The organism is Glutamicibacter halophytocola (assembly GCF_001302565.1).
Classification (GTDB): Bacteria; Actinomycetota; Actinomycetes; order Actinomycetales; family Micrococcaceae; genus Glutamicibacter; species Glutamicibacter halophytocola.
This window is the reverse complement of sequence record NZ_CP012750.1, coordinates 207,057-226,072: the sequence shown is the minus strand read 5'-3', so window position 1 is coordinate 226,072 and position 19,016 is coordinate 207,057. Positions and strand designations below refer to the sequence as shown.

Genomic DNA, 19,016 nt, shown 5'->3' with positions numbered 1-19,016 from the left:
TTGGAGGCCCGCAATCTCAGCCCTTGACTGCGCCCTGCAGCCCGTTGACGATGCGCTTTTGCATGGCGAGGAAAAAAATCAGCGCGGGGATCATCGCCAAGGCGGTGAAGGCGAAAACGCCAGCGGTATCCGCAGAGTGCTCGCTGGAATAATCCGCAACACCCAATGGCAGGGTGCGCATATCCCCTTGCAGCAAGAGCAGCGGCAGCAAGTAGGCATTCCACGAGCCGACAAAGGCCAGAACGCCCACGGTGACCATGCCCGGACCGGACAGTGGCAGCAAGATGCGCCAGAAGAAGCCAATCCGGCTGGCCCCATCCAGCTGCGCGGCTTCCTCCAATTCCTGGGGCAGGGCCATGAGGAACGGGCGCAAGATGACCACGGTCATGGGCAGTGCGAAGGCCGCCTGCGGCAAGGCCACGCCCCACCAGGTGTTGCCCATATGCAGATCGCGGGTGATCAGGATGAACAGCGGAACGATGGCCACGGTAGCGGGAAAGAGCAGTCCCAGCACGAACACCATGAAGATCGGCTCGCGCATCCGGAATTGATAGCGGGCCAGCGGATAGGCGGCCATAATGCCCAGGACCACGACGATCACCGTGGTGATGACCGCGATCATGGTCGAATTCAGCGCGTACTGCCAGAAGTCCGGGTTTTTCAGCACCCCGGAATAGTTGTCCAGCACCCATGGCTCCGGCAAGCCTGACGGGTTTTCGGCCAGTTGCGCGTTGCTGCGGAAACCGCCGAGGATGCCATAGAGCACCGGGCCGAGGGTCAGTGCCACCACCGCCAGGGCGATGGCGTAAATGGCGACATTCCCGCCTTGGTTCCCGGCTCGTTTTTTGGCGCGCAGGGCCTGTGCCGGGGTGTGCTGCGGGCCGGTGGCCACGGTGGCGCTCATGCTTTGACCTTCTTCGGGTTGATTCGTCCGCCATCTGGCTGGGAGTCCCGCTTGAGGACAAACTGCTGGTAGGACACGGCGAGGACCAGGGCAACGATGAACAGCACCACCGAGGCGGCTGCGGCCACACCGAAATTCTGTCTTTTGGTGCCTTCGGATACTAGGAAGCTGGCCATGGTGGTGGTGGCGTTGGCCGGCCCGCCGCCGGTGAGGATCCACACCATGTCGAACAGCTGCAGCGAGCCGATCATCGAGAGGAACCCCCAGGTGCGCAGGGTGGGGCCGAGCAGCGGAATGGTGATCTTGCGCTGGATTTGCCACCAGGATGCCCCGTCGATCTCCGCGGCTTCGTAGAGCTCGGAGGGCACGCCCTGCAGCCCGGCCAAGAACAGGATGACGGCCAGGCCAAGGTACTTCCAGGTCAGCACCGCCAGCACGGTCCACAGCGCCAGTTCGGGTGTACCCAGCCAGCCCTGGGCCGGGCCTTGGACGCCGAGCTTGGACATGATGGTGTCTATTACCCCGTACTGGGGCTGCAGCAGCTGGAACCAGATGACACCGGCGATCACTTCGGAGAGCACGTAGGGAACAAAGATGATCGTGCGCAGCAGCGACTGGATCTTCATCTTCCGATTCAGCAGCAGGGCGAGGCCCAGGCCGATGGGCAGCTGCAGAGCAATGGATCCGCCGATGATGATCAAGTTGTGGATCATCGCATCGGTGAAGACCTCGTTTTGCAGCACCCGTGCGTAGTTTTTCAGCCCGACAAAGTCCACCAGCGGGCCGAAGCCCTTCCAGTTGTACACCGAGAAGCGCACAGCTTGGATGATGGGCAGCAGCATGAACACGGCGATCAGCACAAGCGCCGGGCTGACAAAGAACAGGATCTCCAGCGTTTTGCGCCGGTCCGAGGGCCTGCGCCCGCGCCGCTCGGCCTTATCCGCCCTGCGCGCGCCGGCCTGCCGTTCGCTGATGCCCGACTGTGGCGCGGTGCGCTCGGCCACGGAGCTTGATACACAAGTTGCTTCTTGAGCCACGACCCGAATCACTTCTCCAAGTCGGCGGCATCTTGGCTGGCGTCAACGATTTTCTGCGCGTCTGACTTGCCAGCGAAGAGCAAGGCGATTTCATCATTCATGGCGCCTCCCACGGATGCGCCGAAGGCGGTGTCAAAGTACAGCTGGAAATAGGGAGCCTTATCGCGCACTTCCAGCATGGAAGCCAGAGCTGGATCTGCAACGGCATCCGTTGCCTTGGGATTGGTCGGCAGGCCCATATCAAGTTCTGCAAAACCACGCTGGACCTTTTCGGAGAGCATGTACTTGGCAAATTCCACGGCTTCATCCGGTGCATCTTGGGCCACTGCCCAGGCGTCGCCGCCGCCGAGCTGCGCTTCCGGATTGCCCTGGCCGCCTTCGATGGCGGGGAAGGAGAACCAGCCGGTGTCAGCCCCAAGGCCCTTGCCGTCTTCGGTCAGTCCCTGCATCACGCCTGGCTCCCAGTGGCCGGCGAGCTCCATGGCGACCTTGCCGGTGGCGAGCAGGCCCGAGGCCGAAGTTGGCCCGGATTGCGCCGGGGTGGACAGGAAACCAGCGTTGAAAGGCTCGGCCTTGATCAGTTCATCCACGTCTTCGCCGGCCTTCACGAAGCACTGGTCGCTGAAGTCCATGTTGGCCACGGAATCGGCCATGGTTTGCTCGGAGCATTCGCGGACTGCGGCGTAATACCAATAGTGAGCCGCAGGCCATTTGTCGCCCGCGCCCACCGAGAGCGGGGTGATGCCTGCGCCCTTGAGCTTCTTGCTGGCGTCGAGGAGTTCTTGCCAGGTTTCCGGGGCTTTTTCAACGCCGGCTTTTTTGAACAGGGCCTTGTTGTACCAGAAGCCTGCTGCGCCCAGCGAGTAGGGCAGGGCGTAGGTTTTGCCATCAATTTGCCAGCCGCCAGCCGTATCGCCCAGGAAGCCGATTTCTTCGCTGGCCAGGTCGCTGAGGTCCTTTGTCAGTCCGGCGGCCACATGGGCTGCGAGCTCTCCACCACCACGTTCCATGTAGACGTCCGGCGCGTCGCCGCTTTGGAATGCCGCATCGAGTTTGGTGAGCATGTCTTCGTGCTGCATGGCTTGGACTTCGACGTCCACGCCTGGGTGCTCTGCTTCAAAATCCTTGGCGACCTTTTCGTAGTAGGCCTTGCCTTCGCCGTTGTTGGAATTGTGCCACCAGGTAACGGTGGTGCTTCCGTCGGCTGAATCCCCGGACGTTGATGATCCGGAAGCGCATCCGGCGAAAAGCAGCGAGCCAGTGGCTGCCAGCGCCAGAATTCTTGCGGTGCGGGACGTGGATAGCATGCGTGTGCTCCTGAGCAGTGGTGGTAGTGAGTTGGCCCTGCCGGCTTTCGCGCGGCAGGCACTTGGCTTCACCAAGAATTGCACCGTGACGCAGGTCATGTCAATCGTTTTCGATAACGTTTTCGAAATCATTGGCGAAAACGTTATCGCAATTTCCTCTGCGGCATGTCATGCGCCCGCAAACTCCACTGTTTTAGCGGAAATATGCGCTACTGTTAGTCGGGTGATGACCCCTGAGACCGAACACCCCGTGAATGCCACCGCCGGATGGCTGCCAGCGCCTGCTGAAAACCAGGTGGCAACCAGGGTCACCATCAACGATGTGGCTCGCGTCGCCGAGGTTTCGGTATCCACCGTTTCAAAGGTGGTCAACGGCCGCTATGGTGTCGCGCCGGCAACCATTGCCCGCGTGCACCAGGTCATCAACGAGCTCGGATACGAAACCTCGCTGGTTGCCTCCTCCATGCGCAATTCACGCACCAATATCATCGGCATCCTGGTGGCCGAATTCGAGCCCTTCGCCTTGGAGCTGCTGAATGGAATTTCCGCCACCCTGCGCGGCACCAAATACGATCTGATGGCGTACGCAGGCAACCTCACGCCGGAAGGGCATATCGGCTGGGAACGCCGCTCGCTCTCGCGCTTGGGCGGCACGCTCATCGACGGCGCCATCATTGTGACTCCCACCGTTGAAATCCCCCATAGCCCGGTCCCAGTGGTGGCGATCGACCCTCAGGCCGGCACCGACATGCCCATCATTGTGGACGTGGATAATTCCGGGGGAGCGCAAAAAGCCACGGAGCACCTGCTGGGACTTGGGCACCAGCGCATCGGGCACATCCGCGGCCGCGAGGATCTGAAATCAGCGCACCTGCGCGAGGCCGGATACCGGCAAGCGCTGGAGAACGCCGGCATCCCCCATGATGAACAGCTCATCGAGCAGGGCGATTACCAGCATGACGCAGCGGTAGAAGCGGCCCGGCGCCTGCTTGATCTTCCCCAGCCGCCCAGCGCAATTTTCGCAGCCAACGACATCTCCGCCCTGGCAGCCCTGGGCGTTGCGGCCGAACGCGGGCTGGCCGTGCCCGAGGACCTTTCCATCATCGGATTTGATGATATTCCCGCTGCGGCACAGAGCACTCCGGCGCTGAGCACGGTGCGCCAACCACTGCATGAGATGGGCAGCCACGCGGTGCGCCTGCTGCTGTCGCTACTTGACGGCGAAGAAGCCACCGCGCCACAGCAATTGCCAGCGGTACTGGTTCCCCGCGATACAACTGCGCCACCACGCGCCAATTAAGAAATGAAACCCGCCATCCCGGAAAGCCGGAATGGCGGGCTGCAGGCAATAGTGCTGGCTGGCTACAGGCCCAGCTCGTCCTTGCCGTAGGCGAACAGGTACGGAACGCCAGCTTCTGCTTCGATGCGTTCCTTGGCGCCGGTATCGCGGTCAACGATCACAGCCACAGCGATCACATTGCCTCCGGCCTTGCGCACGCCTTCAACGGCGGTCAGCGCCGAGCCACCGGTGGTGGAAGTATCTTCCAGCACGATGACATCGCGTCCCTCGACGCTTGGGCCCTCGACCTGGCGGCCCATGCCGTAGGACTTCTGCGCCTTGCGAACCACGAAGGCATCCACGGCGCGATCATTGGCGCGCGCGGTGTGCATGATTGCGGTGCCCACCGGGTCTGCGCCCATGGTCAAGCCGCCAACGTTGGTGAACTCGAGCTTCGCTTCATCCAGCAGATCAAGCATGACTTCGCCCACCAGGCCCGAGGCCTCCTGATGCAGGGTGACTCGGCGCAAATCGATGTAGTAGTCAGCTTCCTTGCCGGAAGACAAGATGACCTTGCCGCGCACAATGGCAAGTTCTTGGATCAGTTCTTTTAGCCGCTCTCGGGCGCTGGTTTTGCTCATACTCTCGATTCTAGTCGGCATCATCGCTAGGCTGATTTTATGAACGCACAACGCCCCTTGGGATACTGGCTAAAATTGGTGGATTCGCTGATTGACGAGCAGTTTGCAGCGACCTTGGAAGAACACGGTGTGACACGCCGGCAGTGGCAGGTGCTCAACTTGCTCGAGCAGCAACCGGCCACCGAGGCGCAGCTGAATGCCGGGCTCTCGCCCTTCTTCGCTTCCGAGGATGAGCCGCAATCATTGAACGAGCACCTGGCCGAACTGGTGGAATCGGGCTGGGTCACCGTCCACGAGGGCGAGTATTCGATCACCGACCGCGGCCACATCTCCCTGCTGAAGCTCAGCGAGCTGGTGGAAAAGATCCGCACGCAGTTCGGGCAGGATCTGGACGGCTCGGAATATGACGCGGTGGTGCAGACCCTGGAAAAGATTGCACGCAGCCTCGGCTGGGATCCGGAGCAAGCCCAGCAGTAGCCGGTCGCCGTTGCAGCGTATGTTGAGAACAGATTAATTTTCGAGGCAAACGCGGCCCCTGGCCTCCTCTAGCCGTGCCGACTGCCTAGGATTGAAGACATGCGTGAATTGCAAGCAGAGATCATTGAAGAGCTGGGCGTGCGCCCGGAAATCGACGCCGCGCAGGAGATCAGGCGTCGCGTGGATTTCCTCAAGGACTACCTCGCCGCGACCGGCGCCAAGGGCTTTGTGCTGGGGATTTCTGGCGGAATTGATTCCACCTTGGCCGGACGCCTGGCCCAGCTGGCTGTTCAGGAAGTGCGCGAAGCCTCAGGCGAGGCTCGCTTCATTTCGGTACGCCTCCCGCACGGGGTGCAGCAGGATGCCGACGACGCCGCAGCGGCCATGGACTTCATTGCCGCCGATGAGCAGTTCGAGGTTAATATCGCCAAGCCGGTGGCTGCCCTGGATGAAGCGATCGCCGATGCCGGCCACCCGAGGATCAGCGACTTCAACCGCGGCAACGCGAAGGCCCGCACCCGCATGATCGTGCAGTATGCGATCGCAGGCGATCGCGGCATGCTGGTTTTGGGCACCGACCACGCCGCCGAATCGGTGACCGGCTTCTTCACCAAGTTTGGCGATGGAGGTGCCGACCTGCTGCCGCTGGCCGGCCTGAACAAGCGGCAGAACCAGGCCTTGCTGCGTGAATTGCAGGCTCCGGAATTGCTCTGGTCCAAGAAGCCCACCGCTGACCTGCTTGATGGCCAGCCACAGCGCGCAGATGAGGAAGAGCTCGGCCTGACCTACGATCAGATCGATGACTACCTCGAGGGCCGCGAAGTTGCCGAATCGGCCGCCGAGGCCATCGAGAAGCGCTTTGTGGCCTCGCGCCATAAGCGTGCGGTGCCGGCCACCTACTGGGATCAGTGGTGGCGTTCCTAGGGATTACGCCAAACCGGTAATCTCTTTCAGCGCTTGAACATGTTGTGCAAAGGCCTTGCGCCCGGTCGAAGTGAGCTTCGCCCAGGTGCGGGGCCTTTTGCCGACATACCCTTTTTTGATCTGCACGTAGCCGCCAGCTTCAAGCGCGCTCAAATGCCGCGAAAGCACCGAATCGGAGACGCCCAGGGCTTCTTTCAGGGACTTGAAATCAGCCTCGTCCACGGCCTGCAGCAATCCCATGACCGATAGCCGCAGGGGATTCGAGAAATCTCCATTCAGCCGATCCCGGGCATGGGCGCTCATCGCCGCACCATCGCAATTCCAGTTGCGCACAATGGCGCAGCAACAACAACGCCAATGAGCGCCATTGCCGGCCAATCCAGCGGTCCGGCGCCAATCAATGCCACTGACACCGCGTAGAGCACCATGCTGGTCATGAATCCGCGCAGGTACATTTTCGAGTATCCCCTCGGAAGCGAACGGTAGAGCTTCCCATAGGCCAGGGACATCGCGAGAACAGCTGCGGCAAACAGCGCCATGATGACGATGAATCCGGCGAATTTCTCATCAGGTCGATAGATCTGCAAGAGCGCCGCGAGGCCGCCGATCAGCAGGCCCAGGGCAATGCAATAGGATCCCAGCAATCTGGCGCCCTACCCGGAGGCGCGATCCATGCCCTGCTGCGCCTTGCCCAGCGCGGCCAATTGCTCCTCGGGGCCCAGTTCCTGTTCCGAGCTCACTTGCTGTCCAATGCCAGGGCCTTGCGCTGCCGCTGCGCAAACAACGAGGCCATTGTCATGGTGGTAGCCATGAAGATCCCCATGCCGATGAAAATCAAGGCCTGTTGGCCGGTGGCGTACGCACTGAGCGCAAGCGCAAAAAAGGCCAATCCCGTCGCGATGATCGCGGTGAGGTACCAAGTGCTGAACGTCGCTTTCATGATCCTGCTCCTTTGCCTGCGAACCTTCGAATACCCCAACACTAACAAGTACTTTCCAGAATGGAAAGTACTTGTTAGTTGTTTTATTGGCTTTCGAACCGCTCAACGCCCGCTACACAAACGCGCTGATGCCTGTCAGCGCCCGCCCAACAATGAGCGAATTGATTTCGTAGGTGCCTTCATAGGTGTGCAGGATTTCCACGTCGCAGAACACCTTGGCCATCTCGAAATCGCTCACCACGCCATTGCCGCCCATCATCGCCCTGCCCAGCGCCGCGGATTCCCGTGCCAGCCGGGTGGCAGTGGACTTTGCCATGGCCGCATCAACCATCTGCAGGTCTCCGCGCTCCTGCTTGCGGGCAATATCGCCCATCATCGACAGGCAGAGGCTCAAATTGCCGGCGATCTGCGCCAGCGGCTGCTGTATCAGCTGGAAGGACGCAATGGGCTGCCCGAATTGCTGGCGCTCAAGGGCGTAGGCCTGGCAGATATCCAGGGTCGCCATCATCGCGCCAACCGCCTGCCAGCCCACCCAGGCCCGGGATTGCATCAGCAACCCGTTGGCGGAGGCAAAACTGCTCGCCCCGGGAAGCTTGTTGGCCACCGGGATCCGCACCTGGTCAAAAGCGATGTCCGCATTTTGCATGATCCGCAGCCCGATTTTATGCTCAATCTTGGTGGCGCTGTAGCCCGGGCGGTCGGATTCCACAAGGTACGCGCCGAGATCTCCGGTGCCTTCGTCCTTGGCCCAGATCAGTGCGAAGTCGCTTATGGTCCCCATGCCGATCCAGCGCTTGGCTCCGGAAATAACGTATGCGTCCCCGTCGCGCCGGGCGGTGCATTGCACTCCCCCAGCGATGTCAGAGCCATGCTCGGGTTCGGTGAGCGCAAAAGCGCCGAAAGCTTCAAAGGCCATGAGCTTGGGCAGCCATTGGTCCTGCTGCTCCTGGGACCCAAGTTCATGAATCATCCCGACCACCAGCTCATTGTGGATGCCCACCACCGAGGACAGCGAGATATCCGCCCTGGCGATTTCCGCATGAATCAGGCCGCGCAGCAGGTGCGAGCATTCCTCTAATTGCATTCCGGCTAATCCATGCTGCGCCAGCAGTGCCACCAGATCCTTGGGGAATTCTTCGCGGTTCCAGTAGCTGATGGACTGCTTGCGGATTTTGTCCTGCACCAGTTCTCTCACTTCCAGCAGGCGTTCATGTTCGCGATCGCCCAGCTGTTGTGCCACACCCAATAGGTCCATGGGGGTTCTCCTTCCAAACCTTAGGAAGTCCAAGTATATTGTTGGACTAGGTCTTCTTATGGGGGTATTCAAATGACTTCTCCGTTGCCACGCGACCCGATTGCCCAGGCCCGGGAACAGTGGATTTCACATGGATGGACAGCCCAAGCTGATTCCATGGCCGCGATTACCGCGGTAATGCGCACTGCGTCGATCTTCTTGCAGCGCGCCGATGCGATCCTCAAGCCGCACGGACTGACCTTTGCGCGTTTTGAGGTCCTGGCCCTGCTGGGATTCTCCAAGCGGGGATCGCTGCCCATGAGCCAGGCCAGCGACCTGCTCCAGGTGCACGCCACCAGCCTGACCAACTCGGTAGACCGCTTGGAATCCACCGGCCTGGTGCGCCGCATTGCGCACCCGACCGATGGCCGCACCCGGCTGCTGGAACTCACCACTCAAGGGCAGAAGGTCCTCGGCGCGGCCCGGGACGATCTCAACGAGCAGCTTTTCGCCCAGAGCAAGCTCTCCGGCATGGACGCCATCGAGCTTTTCGAAATCCTTGCCCGCTTCCGCAAGGCCTCCGGGGATTTCCTATAGCGATCCATCGCGAATGGCGTTGATGATGCCGGAGAAATCCGTTCCCGCATTGCCCTCGTCGCTGAATTTCCGATACAGGGCAGCAGCAAGGGAACCGAGCTGGGCATCTGTGGTGGTATGTTCCAACGCGCTGGCCGCCAGCCCAAGATCCTTGGCCATCAGGGCCGCGGCAAACCCTGGCTGATAATCCCGGTTTGCCGGCGAGGTCGGCACCGGGCCAGGCACCGGGCAGTTGGTGGTCACCGCCCAGCATTGGCCCGAAGCCGAGGAAATCACGTCATAGAGCGCCTGATGCTCCAGGCCCAATCGTTCGCCGAGCACAAAAGCCTCGGCCGCCCCGATCATGGAGATGCCCAACAGCATGTTGTTGCAGACCTTGGCCGCCTGGCCTGCGCCATAACCACCGCAGTGCACGATCCTCTTGCCCATGTGCTCAAGGACCGCGGTGATCTCTTCCAAATCCTCGCCCTGCGCGCCGAGCATGAAGGTCAAGGTCCCCGCTTCGGCGCCTACTACGCCGCCAGACACCGGGGCATCCGCGCTGCGGTGGCCAGCTGCCACCGCAAGCTCCGCGGCTTGCCGGGCCTGGGCAACATCAATGGTGGAGCATTCCAGAAACAGCGTATTGGGCTTGGCGCTTTTCAAAAGATACTGCGCATAGGCGTCAAGAACATGCTGCCCGGAAGGGAACATGGTCAGCACTATGTCAACGTCAACAGCGGCTTCAGCGCCGCTGCCCACGGTTTCGATCCCGGCATCCTGCGCGGCCTGCACCGCCGCAGGAACCACGTCGAATCCCTTCAGCTGATAGCCGGCACGATGCAGGTTGATGGCCATGGGCAAACCCATATGGCCCAGGCCCAAAAAGCCGATGACTGGCTTGTCGCTCATGATGCGCTCTTTTCTCCTCGGCTTGCACCCAGCAAGGCGTAGTTCAGTTCGGCACCCGGAAGCGGGCCGAGGTGCCGTTCGGTTCGTTGTTCATGGCTCATCCCGGGCAGAGATTCCGCCCAGTGCGGCGTACGATCTTTATCGATCACCGCGGCCCGGATGCCTTCTGCGAAGTCCGGGTCGTCCAGGCGATGCAATGCCGCCCGGAATTCCCGCTTGAGATCCGTGCGCAGATCATTGCCGGCCTGCCGCATGAGTTCACTGGTCAGCCGCACTGAACTAGGGCAAGCAGCACGAAGTGCTTCGGCCATCTCATGTGCTCGAGGTGCATCGCTGTTTTGCAGCGACAGAAGCACCGCGCGGAGATTGTCCTCGTCAAAGGCCTGCACCCACGGCTCGTGCATGAAGCCCTGGGGCGGCCTTTCCGCATAGCGCCCGATAGCGCTTTGGGCAGCCTCGGTTTCCAGCGCTGCCAGCAACGACGGCAGTTTTTCCTGCGGCACATAGTTGTCAGCCAGCCCAAGGAGGATGGCATCGGCCGCGCCAAATTTAGTTCCGGTCAATGCGGCCAGCCGTCCCGCTGCTCGCGGAGCCTTGCCCAGCAGATGTGTTCCGCCAACGTCAGGGAAGAACCCGATGCCGACTTCCGGCATGCCGCACTTGCTGGCATTGGTAACAATTCGATGGCTTCCGTGCGCAGAGATGCCGATTCCTCCACCGAGCACGATGCCGTCCATCAAGGCAATGTAGGGCTTGGGATACTCATTGATCAAGACGTTGAGCTGGTATTCGATGCGCCAGAAGTTCTCGGATGATCCGGTGCGCTCCTTGATGTCCTGGTATATGGCGACAATGTCGCCACCGGCGCATAGCCCGCGCTCCCCCGAGCCCTGGACGGCGACCTGGCTTATATCGGGGTCATCGCGCCAACCGAGCAAAGCATCAAGAAAAATCTGGCACATTTGAGTATTCAAAGCGTTGAGTGCTTTGGGTCGGTTAAGCGTGATGAGGCCTAAGTGGCCGCGACGTTCCGTCAGGATTTCAGGCAACATTGCCTCCTTGGAGTGATTGGCGTCACCTTCTGCACTCGAATATACTCGGACTTCCAAGTAAATTGAAGTGGCACAGGTCAGCAAACTTGATAGGTTGAACTTGTGAAGATTGCAACTTGGAATGTGAACTCGCTGCGAGCCCGCGCCGACCGCGTTGAGGACTGGCTGCGACGCACCGACGTAGATGTCCTGGCTATCCAGGAAACGAAATGCAAAGACGAGAATTTTCCGTGGGAATTGTTCGAGAACAATGACTACGAGGTAGCGCACTTTGGCGTTAACCAATGGAACGGCGTGGCCATCGCGTCACGCGTAGGCCTTGAAGATGTGCAGCGCACCTTCCCGGGCCAGCCTGAATTCGGCAAGGGCGGCAAGAACCCGATCCAGGAGCCGCGCGCCCTGGCCGCGACCTGCGGCGGCATTCGCATCTGGAGCTTGTACGTGCCCAACGGCCGGGCCCTGGACGATGAGCACATGGCCTACAAGCTGAATTGGCTCAACGAGCTCAAGGAACGCTCCGGGCAATGGCTGGCCGAGAACCCGGAGGCCCAGATCGCCCTGATGGGCGACTGGAATATCGCACCGAAGGATGAAGATGTCTGGGACATTGATTTCTTCCTGGAAAACAAGCTCACGCACGTTTCAGCTCCCGAGCGCGCGGCGTTCACCGCTTTTGAGGATCTGGGCTTCAGCGACGTCGTTCGCGGCTACACCGAGGGCCAGTACACCTACTGGGATTACACCCAGCTGCGCTTCCCCAAGGGCGAAGGCATGCGCATTGACTTCTCCTTGACCTCCCCAGCGCTCACCGCACGAGTCACCGCGGCAAGCATTGACCGCGAGGAACGCAAGGGCAAGGGCGCTAGCGACCACGCGCCGGTGATCGTGGAGCTCTCGGACTGACCATGACTTCTAAATTGACTGGGCCCACCAATGAGCTCACTTCGGCCACGGCGCACCTTCGTGTTTATGAACCGCTGGACACCTTTGAAGACTGGGCCCAGTCAATCATTCTGCGCACGCCACAGCGGACCGCCCAGCAATGGGACGAGTTTGAGAACGAACGCCTTTGGCAGCGCTCCCTGCGCAGTGTTTCCGACCCCTTCCCCCACAATGAGCCAGAATTCTTCCGGGCCATCAAGACCCTGGACTACCAGGGCACGGAGCACACCCGCTACTGCCCAGGGCAGTTGCAGGCTCGCAGCCTGCTAGCGGCCGAACAGGCTGAAGAAGCCATCCGGCCTGAGGTTTTCGACCTTCTCGTTCCTCCAGCTTCCCGGCAGGCTAATGCACAGCGCGTTAATCCCGACCGGCTCGCAGGAGATCTGACGCACCTTCACACCCGCACGTCCTCATGGGGCATTCCACTGAGCTGGTTCGCCCTGTTCCGCGAAGAAGACGAGCACGAAGTGATCCATGAGGGCGACCGCCTGAAGACCGTGCGCATGTACATTGGCTTCGATCAGGCAGTGGAACGACTGGCGTGGGCAGTCCAGACCCTGGTGGCCCACGCGCCGCAGTCGCAGCTCTTCGAGGAGCTGGGCGCCCTGGGCAGCTGGCTGGAGTCCTTTGATAGCCGTGCAGTGATTGAGCTGGACTACGGGCTGCTGGCTGAAATAGTTTGGCCCGACGATTCAGCCAGCGATCTCCTGGACGGCTTGCAGGCATTGGATGACGGGGATATGACTGGAGCCGCTGCGGCCTATCGCCGGCTGAGCAACCGCTGGATCGGTCCACGCCATCTGGGGCGCGCCAACTAACAGGCCCCAGATACAGCAAATGCCCCGGAAAACCGGAGCATCTGTTTATTGGCGACCCTGACGGGACTTGAACCCGCGACCTCCGCCGTGACAGGGCGGCGCGCTAACCAACTGCGCTACAGGGCCTAGTGTTTTGAATTACTTTCAATACACACAGTAAAACCCTCGGTAAACCGAGGGCCTGCGTGGCTCCGACCGGCGTCGATCCGGTGACCTTTCGATTTTCAGTCGAACGCTCTACCAACTGAGCTACAGAGCCTGGTACCACTAAGTGGACACCAAATTTACTAATAGATTAGTAAATCGAGCGACCCTGACGGGACTTGAACCCGCGACCTCCGCCGTGACAGGGCGGCGCGCTAACCAACTGCGCTACAGGGCCTTGCTTTCGCAAGCCAATGGATTTTATCCATCTGACAACTAATGAATTAGTTGTTTGTACCCCCAACGGGATTCGAACCCGTGCCGCCGCCGTGAAAGGGCGGTGTCCTAGGCCGCTAGACGATGGGGGCCTAAGTCGCTTCGGTTTCTTGCGTCTCCGTAGCGGACTCCAATAACTATACGTGGGGTTTTTTGATTTCGCAAAATCGGCTCCCGGGGCATTTTTTCGATGCCAATTCCGAGGTTCGCAACTAGGCTGAAAACATGGCTTTAGAGATGAGTGATGACGAGTTCGAGCAGCTGGTTGAGCAGGCGATCGATGCCATTCCAAAGGCAGCTTTCGCCATGATGGATAACGTCATTTTCTTTATCGAAGACGAATACTCCCCTCGTCCAGGCGAACCAAAAAACCTTGAAATTCTGGGGCAATACGAGGGTGTCGCTCTCACCGAAAGGGATCTAGGCTGGAGCGCAGGCGCGCTTCCCGACCAGATCACGATCTTCAAAAATCCGACTCTTCGAGCCTGCAAAACCCGGGAAGATGTCGTTCGCGAAATAGGCGTCACGGTCATGCACGAGGTGGCCCACCACTTCGGAATCGACGACCACAGATTGCATGCTTTGGGGTGGTCTTGAGCCCAAATCCGCTAAAACTTCTTTTGAGATCTGCCTCACAAATTTTCCTGAATCCGGTGGCCAGAAGGGGTTCCAAAGAGAGCCAGAACACATTGGATCTTCCCGCGCAAGATCGCCCCTTCCCCAATCTTCGGAGAACACGGTTTTGAGCTCCCCGAGAACGCTCCCTTTTAAAGGCAGTTTTTTGGTGGCGGAATTCGGATCAGCTTTGCCCCAGCTCTTTTAGTGCATCCACAGCGTTACCGAAGCTTCATGATGAGAGCGCTCAGATAACACTTCCCTGCACGCCTCCAAAAAAATTTCCAAGGTTTCTTTCAGGAAAATCTGCCCGCAATGTCCTGCGTTCCCGCAGATCACACCCCATAACCGCAAGTGAATTACACGTTTGGGATTCATGTGACTGATGTGAACAGTGTTGCCAAGGATGTTGCAGTTGGCCTAATGTGCTATTTGGAGCCTTGTCCTATTCGTGACCTTTCCTCCTCAGGAAGTCACGGTTTGAACGCTCCCTGTCATCCATGAACTTAGTGAGGAACGATATGGCTACTCGCCACACGCTCGGTGTCGCTGCTAGCACACTGGCCTTAGCAGCATCCTGCCTTGCAGGTGCCTTGCCCGCGTCCGCATCCACTCCAGCTACGTTCCCAGCATCTGTCTCCATCGCAGCTGCACCAAGCACTTCGGCTCTGCCCACGGATGCAGAAATCCAAGAGGCCAAGAAGAGCAAAGACTCCACAAACGCCATGATCGCCCGCATCGAGGCTTCCCTGGCTTCAAGCCGCGCTGAACTGCAGCGGGTTGAAACCGAAGCTGCCGAGGCGCAGGAATCCCTGCTGTCCGCTGGCGAAGAGCGCGACCAGCGCACCGCCGAAGCCGAGAAGGCCGTCAAGCAGCTCGATTATGCAAAGACCTACCTAGCTCAGAGCCGCAAGGACCTGGGCGCTATCGCCTCGGACATTTACCGCAATGGCGCTGGCACCTCCACCTTGGGCCTCCTGCTGGATGACAACAAGGAAGGCGACCTCTTCTACAAGGCCGCCACCATCGATGCACTGAGCGAACAGCAGGTCCAGTCGGTCAACACCGCCTCCGAGGCAGAAGCACTGGTTTCGGCCTGGCAGGAATACGCTGACGCGGCCCAGAGCGCAGCCGAAGATGCCGCAGCCAACTACGACTCGGCTGCAGCCACCGCCAACAGCACCCTCAACACCTACGAATCAGCCGTGGAGCCAGAGAAGAAGCTCCGCAATGAACTCATCGGCCACCTTGCCACCTTGCAGCAGAAGGAAGAAGCTGAAGTTCGCAAGGCAGTAGAGAAGAAGGAAGCCCAGGAACAGGAAGCAGCCCTCGAAGAGGCCATCGCTACCGAAGACACCACCGAGGTTCCTGAAGAAAAGCCTGCGGCAATTAAGCCACTGGCAGTAGCTGAGCCCCAGGAACTGGAACCTACCGAGTCCGACGATGAGCCAACGATCAAGCCAAAAGCAGTTGAGCTCGAAACCCTGACTCCAACGGCCGTGCCAAAGCCTCCAAAGGCCGAGCCAACCAAGACTGCTGAGCCGAAGCCGGAACCAACCAAGACGGCTGAGCCGAAGCCAACCAAGACTGCTGAGCCGAAGCCGGAACCAACCAAGACGGCTGAGCCGAAGCCAACCAAGACGGCGGAGCCGACTCCGAAGCCTGAGCCCAAGCCGACCAAGACCGCGGAGCCAAAGCCGACCAAAACGGCTGAGCCTAAGCCAACTCCGAAGCCTGAGCCAAAGCCAACCAAGACCGCGGAGCCCAAGCCGACTCCAACGCCAACGCCAAAGCCGACCCCTAAGCCTGAGCCAACCAAGACCGCGGAGCCACAGCCGGAACCGGACACTGGCCGCAGCTACTCGGCTGCCATCGCCTGGGCCTTGAAGACCGCTGACGACCCAAGCAAGTACTACGTCTACGGCGGCAACGGCCCTAACGCCTTTGACTGCTCGAGCTTCTCGCAGCGTGCCTTCGGCCAGTCGGGCATCAGCCTGCCACGCACCTCGACCCAGCAGTTCTTCAGCGCACCGCAGTACGTGTCGCTGAGCAACCTGCGCCCGGGCGACCTGGTGTTCTCCTCCTCCAACGGCGGATCCTCGTTCTACCACGTAGCCATCTACATCGGCAACGGCAATGTCGTCCACGCCCGCAACCCAAGTGTCGGCATTTCGGTGACGCCATTGAGCTGGGTCAACAACCTGTACTCAAAGGCAGCTCGCTACTAGAAGCAGCCGCCGAACAGCAGAAGGCCACGCACCCATCGGGTGCGTGGCCTTCTGCTATTCGCCTACTGCAGTGGCCGCGGCTACTGATCCTGGGCTCGGGTATCGAAGTTCTTGCGATCTTCCAGCCGTGGATCCTCGGAATCGGGAACCACCATGACCGGGCCCTTGGAGTGGTGCAGCACGCCCTGCGAAGTGGACCCCAGCAGCATGCCGGTGAATCCACCGCGGCCTCGCGAACCGGTCACGGTCAACACCGCATGCTCGGACTCGCGGATCAGCACCTCGACCGGAGGCCCGGAGACCACGTCGGTTTCCATCTTCAGCTCAGGGTAGTGCGAACGCAGCCACTTCGTGCCCACGCCCATCTGATAGCGGACATCTTCGAGCACCGCTTCCTGGTCAATGGTCGCCGGCATCCATGCCAGCGCCGCACCCACCGGTGGCACCGCGCAGATCAGGCGCAGCGTCAGGTCGCTGGCCATCGCCGCGTCAGCGGCCGCGAGCACCGCGGAGCGCGCCCGGTCAGAACCATCCACGCCAACCACAATGCACTTGCGATCAGCGGCCACATCTCCGGTGGCGTCCTGCTCCTTGGACATGCACAAGGGCACGACCACGGTCGGGCACTTGGAGTGGGCTGGCAGGGCCGAGGACACCGAGCCGAGCAGGCGGCCCACAAAACCGCCACGTCCACGGGTGCCGACCACGACCAGCTCGGCGTCCTGGCTCAAATCCAGGAGCACCCCGGCCGGGTCCCCCGACTCGATGTACGTGCGGATCTGCGCCGCACTGCCTTCAAGGTCGATCCGCGCCTGGCGCACGATTTCTTCGGCGCCACCGCGAATCAGGTCATCATCCAGGGTCGAATAGCCGGCATCCATGGAGGATGCGGCAAAGACCGGGATGGTGTAGGCGGAAACGATATTCAGCACGCTGCCGCGGCGCACCGCCTCGCGTTCGGCCCAGCGCAACGCGCACTTGCTTTGCTGCGAACCGTCAACACCGACAACAATTCCTTCGATCTTTTCTGCTGCGACTGGCGCTTCGTCACTCATCTGAATCGCTCCTTCATAACCTCAGATCAACATGGGTGTGATTTCCCTTACCTCCAATGTACTTGCTTTGATAGTTCTTGGTGTGAGTTGGGTCTAAAGATTTTTGATTGCGCCTAGTTAGCCATGAATCAGGTATCATTTGGCAACTAAAACGACATAGAATTTTTGCATGTCCTCCTCCACAAACACCGCGTCCGGGACTTCTGTGGCCGCGCGCATCGACCGATACTTCAAGATTTCGGAACGGCGTTCAACGTTCTCCACCGAAGTTCGCGGCGGCATCGCCACGTTCTTCGCGATGAGCTACATCGTCGTCCTCAACCCGCTGGTGCTCTCCGGCGCCGATTCCTCGGGCGGTGAGCTGGGCATCCAGCGCGTTGCCGCTGTGACCGCTTTCGTGGCTGGCATCCTGACCATCCTGATGGGCATTTGGGCCCGCCACCCCTTCGCCATGGCCACCGGCCTGGGCGTCAATGCCTTTGTGGCCATCACCGTGGCCACCAACCCTGAACTGACCTGGGCCGACGTCATGGGCCTGGTGCTCATCGCCGGTGTGGTCATGTTCGTCCTGGTGCTCACCGGCTTCAGAACCGCGGTGTTCAACGCCGTTCCGGCCGGGCTGAAAACGGCCATCGTGGTGGGCATCGGCATGTTCATCGCATTGATCGGCCTGGTGAACGCCGGATTCGTGCAGCGCATCCCGGATGCAGCGAACACCACCGTGCCGGTGGGGCTGGGCTTTGACGGCGAGTTGATGGGCTGGCCAATCCTGGTCTTCATCATCGGCCTGCTGCTGACCATGGCACTGGTGGTGCGCAAGGTCAAGGGCGCGATCCTGATCGGCATCGTCGTCTCCGCCATCCTGGCCAACATCCTCGAAGCCGTCTTCCACATCGGCGAATTCGAGACCGGCAGCTGGTCCCTGGTCGTCCCGTCCCTGCCGGAGTGGACCCTGCCTGACCTCTCGCTGATCGGCCAGGTGAGCATCTTCGGCGCCTTCAGCAAGATCGGCTTCACCGCGGCATCGCTGCTGGCCTTCGTCATCCTGCTCTCGATCTTCTTCGACGCCATGGGCACCATGGTGGGACTGGCTTCCGAAGCCGGCACCATGGACGAGAACGGGCAGATCCCCGACGTGGACAAGGTGCTGATGGTTGATGCAGCCGGCGCCATCGTGGGCGGCGGAACCTCCAGCTCCTCGGCCCAGATCTTCGTGGAGTCCGGTGCCGGCATCGGCGAGGGCGCGCGCACCGGCCTGGCCTCGGTAATCACCGGCTTGCTGATGATCGTCGCGATGTTCCTGAGCCCGCTGATCTACCTGGTGCCTTTCGAGGCTGTGGCCCCGGCCCTGGTGGTCGTCGGCTTCATGATGATCACCCAGGTCTCCAAGATCGACTGGAACGACTGGGGCATTGCGCTGCCGGCCTTCCTGACCTTCACCCTGATGCCGTTCACCTATTCGATTGCCAACGGCATCGGCGCCGGCTTCATCTCCTACGTCTTCATCCGCGCCACCCAGGGCCGCGCCAAGGAAATCCACCCGCTGATGTGGGTTGTCTCCGCGGCGTTCGTGCTGTTCTTCGGCATCGGCCTGATCGAGATGTGGGTCGGGGTCAAGTAATCCCGCGCTTCATGCTGCAGCCCGCCATGGCCTG

General features: G+C 60.6%; 20 protein-coding genes and 4 tRNA genes. 9 read left to right on the top strand and 15 right to left on the bottom strand.

The window, feature by feature from the left end; genetic code table 11:
• Positions 1–16 precede the first annotated feature (16 nt).
• The 3 genes from AOZ07_RS01085 to AOZ07_RS01075 are packed head-to-tail and all read right to left on the bottom strand — an operon-like array spanning position 17 to position 3,248.
• Positions 17–904: a carbohydrate ABC transporter permease gene (locus AOZ07_RS01085; protein WP_060700310.1), complete on the bottom strand. Its 888-nt coding sequence runs from the start codon at positions 902–904 to the stop codon at positions 17–19.
• Positions 901–1,941, bottom strand: a complete 1,041-nt coding sequence (locus AOZ07_RS01080; protein WP_060703250.1) for a carbohydrate ABC transporter permease — start codon at positions 1,939–1,941, stop codon at positions 901–903. The genes AOZ07_RS01085 and AOZ07_RS01080 overlap by 4 nt, the downstream gene beginning before the upstream one ends.
• Before the next feature lie 8 nt (positions 1,942–1,949).
• A complete protein-coding gene (locus AOZ07_RS01075) occupies positions 1,950–3,248 on the bottom strand; it encodes an ABC transporter substrate-binding protein (protein WP_060700309.1) in 1,299 nt (432 codons plus the stop codon).
• Between the two features lie 226 nt (positions 3,249–3,474).
• On the opposite strand from AOZ07_RS01075, the gene AOZ07_RS01070 reads away from it, so the two are divergent.
• Complete coding sequence (locus tag AOZ07_RS01070; RefSeq protein WP_186467998.1) at positions 3,475–4,548, top strand: LacI family DNA-binding transcriptional regulator; 1,074 nt, start codon at positions 3,475–3,477, stop codon at positions 4,546–4,548.
• 62 nt (positions 4,549–4,610) lie between these two features.
• Here AOZ07_RS01070 and pyrE read toward each other — a convergent pair whose 3' ends face one another.
• Entirely contained in the window at positions 4,611–5,168 is a 558-nt protein-coding gene (gene pyrE, locus AOZ07_RS01065) for an orotate phosphoribosyltransferase (protein ID WP_171919695.1), read from the bottom strand.
• A gap of 39 nt (positions 5,169–5,207) precedes the next feature.
• Between pyrE and AOZ07_RS01060 the strand changes: the two genes are divergently transcribed.
• Positions 5,208–5,645 carry a MarR family winged helix-turn-helix transcriptional regulator gene (locus tag AOZ07_RS01060; RefSeq protein WP_060700307.1) on the top strand — a complete coding sequence of 146 codons (438 nt, stop codon included), beginning with the start codon at positions 5,208–5,210 and terminating at the stop codon, positions 5,643–5,645.
• Positions 5,646–5,744: 99 nt separating this feature from the next.
• The gene (gene nadE, locus AOZ07_RS01055; RefSeq protein WP_060700306.1) at positions 5,745–6,569 is read left to right on the top strand and encodes an ammonia-dependent NAD(+) synthetase; all 825 of its coding nucleotides are present in this window, start codon (positions 5,745–5,747) and stop codon (positions 6,567–6,569) included.
• A 3-nt stretch (positions 6,570–6,572) separates the two neighbouring features.
• Here the strand turns inward: nadE and AOZ07_RS01050 are convergent, their stop codons facing one another.
• From AOZ07_RS01050 to AOZ07_RS01035, 4 genes are all read right to left on the bottom strand, one after another.
• Complete coding sequence (locus AOZ07_RS01050; RefSeq protein WP_060700305.1) at positions 6,573–6,872, bottom strand: winged helix-turn-helix domain-containing protein; 300 nt, start codon at positions 6,870–6,872, stop codon at positions 6,573–6,575.
• Positions 6,869–7,213 (bottom strand): hypothetical protein, encoded by a 345-nt coding sequence (locus AOZ07_RS01045; protein WP_060700304.1) that lies wholly within the window; start codon positions 7,211–7,213, stop codon positions 6,869–6,871. Before AOZ07_RS01045 ends, AOZ07_RS01050 begins: the two co-directional genes overlap by 4 nt.
• Positions 7,214–7,305: 92 nt before the next feature.
• Positions 7,306–7,509, bottom strand: a complete 204-nt coding sequence (locus tag AOZ07_RS01040) for a hypothetical protein (protein WP_060700303.1) — start codon at positions 7,507–7,509, stop codon at positions 7,306–7,308.
• 112 nt (positions 7,510–7,621) lie between these two features.
• Entirely contained in the window at positions 7,622–8,764 is a 1,143-nt protein-coding gene (locus tag AOZ07_RS01035) for an acyl-CoA dehydrogenase family protein (RefSeq protein WP_060700302.1), read from the bottom strand.
• A gap of 72 nt (positions 8,765–8,836) precedes the next feature.
• Here AOZ07_RS01035 and AOZ07_RS01030 point away from each other — a divergent pair, with 72 nt between their 5' ends.
• A complete protein-coding gene (locus AOZ07_RS01030) occupies positions 8,837–9,340 on the top strand; it encodes a MarR family winged helix-turn-helix transcriptional regulator (protein WP_060700301.1) in 504 nt (167 codons plus the stop codon).
• Here AOZ07_RS01030 and mmsB read toward each other — a convergent pair.
• Positions 9,335–10,231, bottom strand: a complete 897-nt coding sequence (mmsB, locus tag AOZ07_RS01025) for a 3-hydroxyisobutyrate dehydrogenase (protein ID WP_060700300.1) — start codon at positions 10,229–10,231, stop codon at positions 9,335–9,337. The genes AOZ07_RS01030 and mmsB overlap by 6 nt on opposite strands.
• The gene (locus AOZ07_RS01020; RefSeq protein ID WP_236995232.1) at positions 10,228–11,283 is read right to left on the bottom strand and encodes a 3-hydroxyisobutyryl-CoA hydrolase; all 1,056 of its coding nucleotides are present in this window, start codon (positions 11,281–11,283) and stop codon (positions 10,228–10,230) included. The genes mmsB and AOZ07_RS01020 overlap by 4 nt, the downstream gene beginning before the upstream one ends.
• A 102-nt stretch (positions 11,284–11,385) precedes the next feature.
• Here AOZ07_RS01020 and AOZ07_RS01015 point away from each other — a divergent pair, with 102 nt between their 5' ends.
• Complete coding sequence (locus AOZ07_RS01015) at positions 11,386–12,186, top strand: exodeoxyribonuclease III (RefSeq protein ID WP_060700299.1); 801 nt, start codon at positions 11,386–11,388, stop codon at positions 12,184–12,186.
• A gap of 2 nt (positions 12,187–12,188) precedes the next feature.
• Positions 12,189–13,043 (top strand): DUF8083 family protein, encoded by an 855-nt coding sequence (locus AOZ07_RS01010; protein ID WP_060700298.1) that lies wholly within the window; start codon positions 12,189–12,191, stop codon positions 13,041–13,043.
• Between the two features lie 49 nt (positions 13,044–13,092).
• On the opposite strand, the gene AOZ07_RS01005 is transcribed toward AOZ07_RS01010, so the two are convergent.
• From AOZ07_RS01005 to AOZ07_RS00990, 4 genes are all read right to left on the bottom strand, one after another.
• Positions 13,093–13,169: transfer RNA gene (locus tag AOZ07_RS01005), tRNA-Asp, on the bottom strand.
• Between the two features lie 60 nt (positions 13,170–13,229).
• Positions 13,230–13,302, bottom strand: a tRNA-Phe gene (locus AOZ07_RS01000).
• 49 nt (positions 13,303–13,351) lie between these two features.
• Positions 13,352–13,425, bottom strand: a tRNA-Asp gene (locus tag AOZ07_RS00995).
• Positions 13,426–13,482: 57 nt separating this feature from the next.
• A tRNA-Glu gene (locus AOZ07_RS00990) sits at positions 13,483–13,555 on the bottom strand.
• Positions 13,556–13,688: 133 nt separating this feature from the next.
• Here AOZ07_RS00990 and AOZ07_RS00985 point away from each other — a divergent pair.
• Together AOZ07_RS00985 and AOZ07_RS00975 are read left to right on the top strand one after the other, a co-directional pair.
• Positions 13,689–14,060 (top strand): metallopeptidase family protein, encoded by a 372-nt coding sequence (locus AOZ07_RS00985; RefSeq protein WP_060700297.1) that lies wholly within the window; start codon positions 13,689–13,691, stop codon positions 14,058–14,060.
• Positions 14,061–14,599: 539 nt separating this feature from the next.
• Positions 14,600–16,306: a C40 family peptidase gene (locus AOZ07_RS00975; RefSeq protein WP_146277361.1), complete on the top strand. Its 1,707-nt coding sequence runs from the start codon at positions 14,600–14,602 to the stop codon at positions 16,304–16,306.
• A gap of 80 nt (positions 16,307–16,386) precedes the next feature.
• Here AOZ07_RS00975 and AOZ07_RS00970 read toward each other — a convergent pair whose 3' ends face one another.
• Complete coding sequence (locus AOZ07_RS00970) at positions 16,387–17,361, bottom strand: universal stress protein (protein ID WP_060700294.1); 975 nt, start codon at positions 17,359–17,361, stop codon at positions 16,387–16,389.
• A gap of 169 nt (positions 17,362–17,530) precedes the next feature.
• Here AOZ07_RS00970 and AOZ07_RS00965 point away from each other — a divergent pair, with 169 nt between their 5' ends.
• Positions 17,531–18,982: an NCS2 family permease gene (locus tag AOZ07_RS00965; protein ID WP_060700293.1), complete on the top strand. Its 1,452-nt coding sequence runs from the start codon at positions 17,531–17,533 to the stop codon at positions 18,980–18,982.
• The last annotated feature ends 34 nt before the right edge of the window (positions 18,983–19,016 follow it).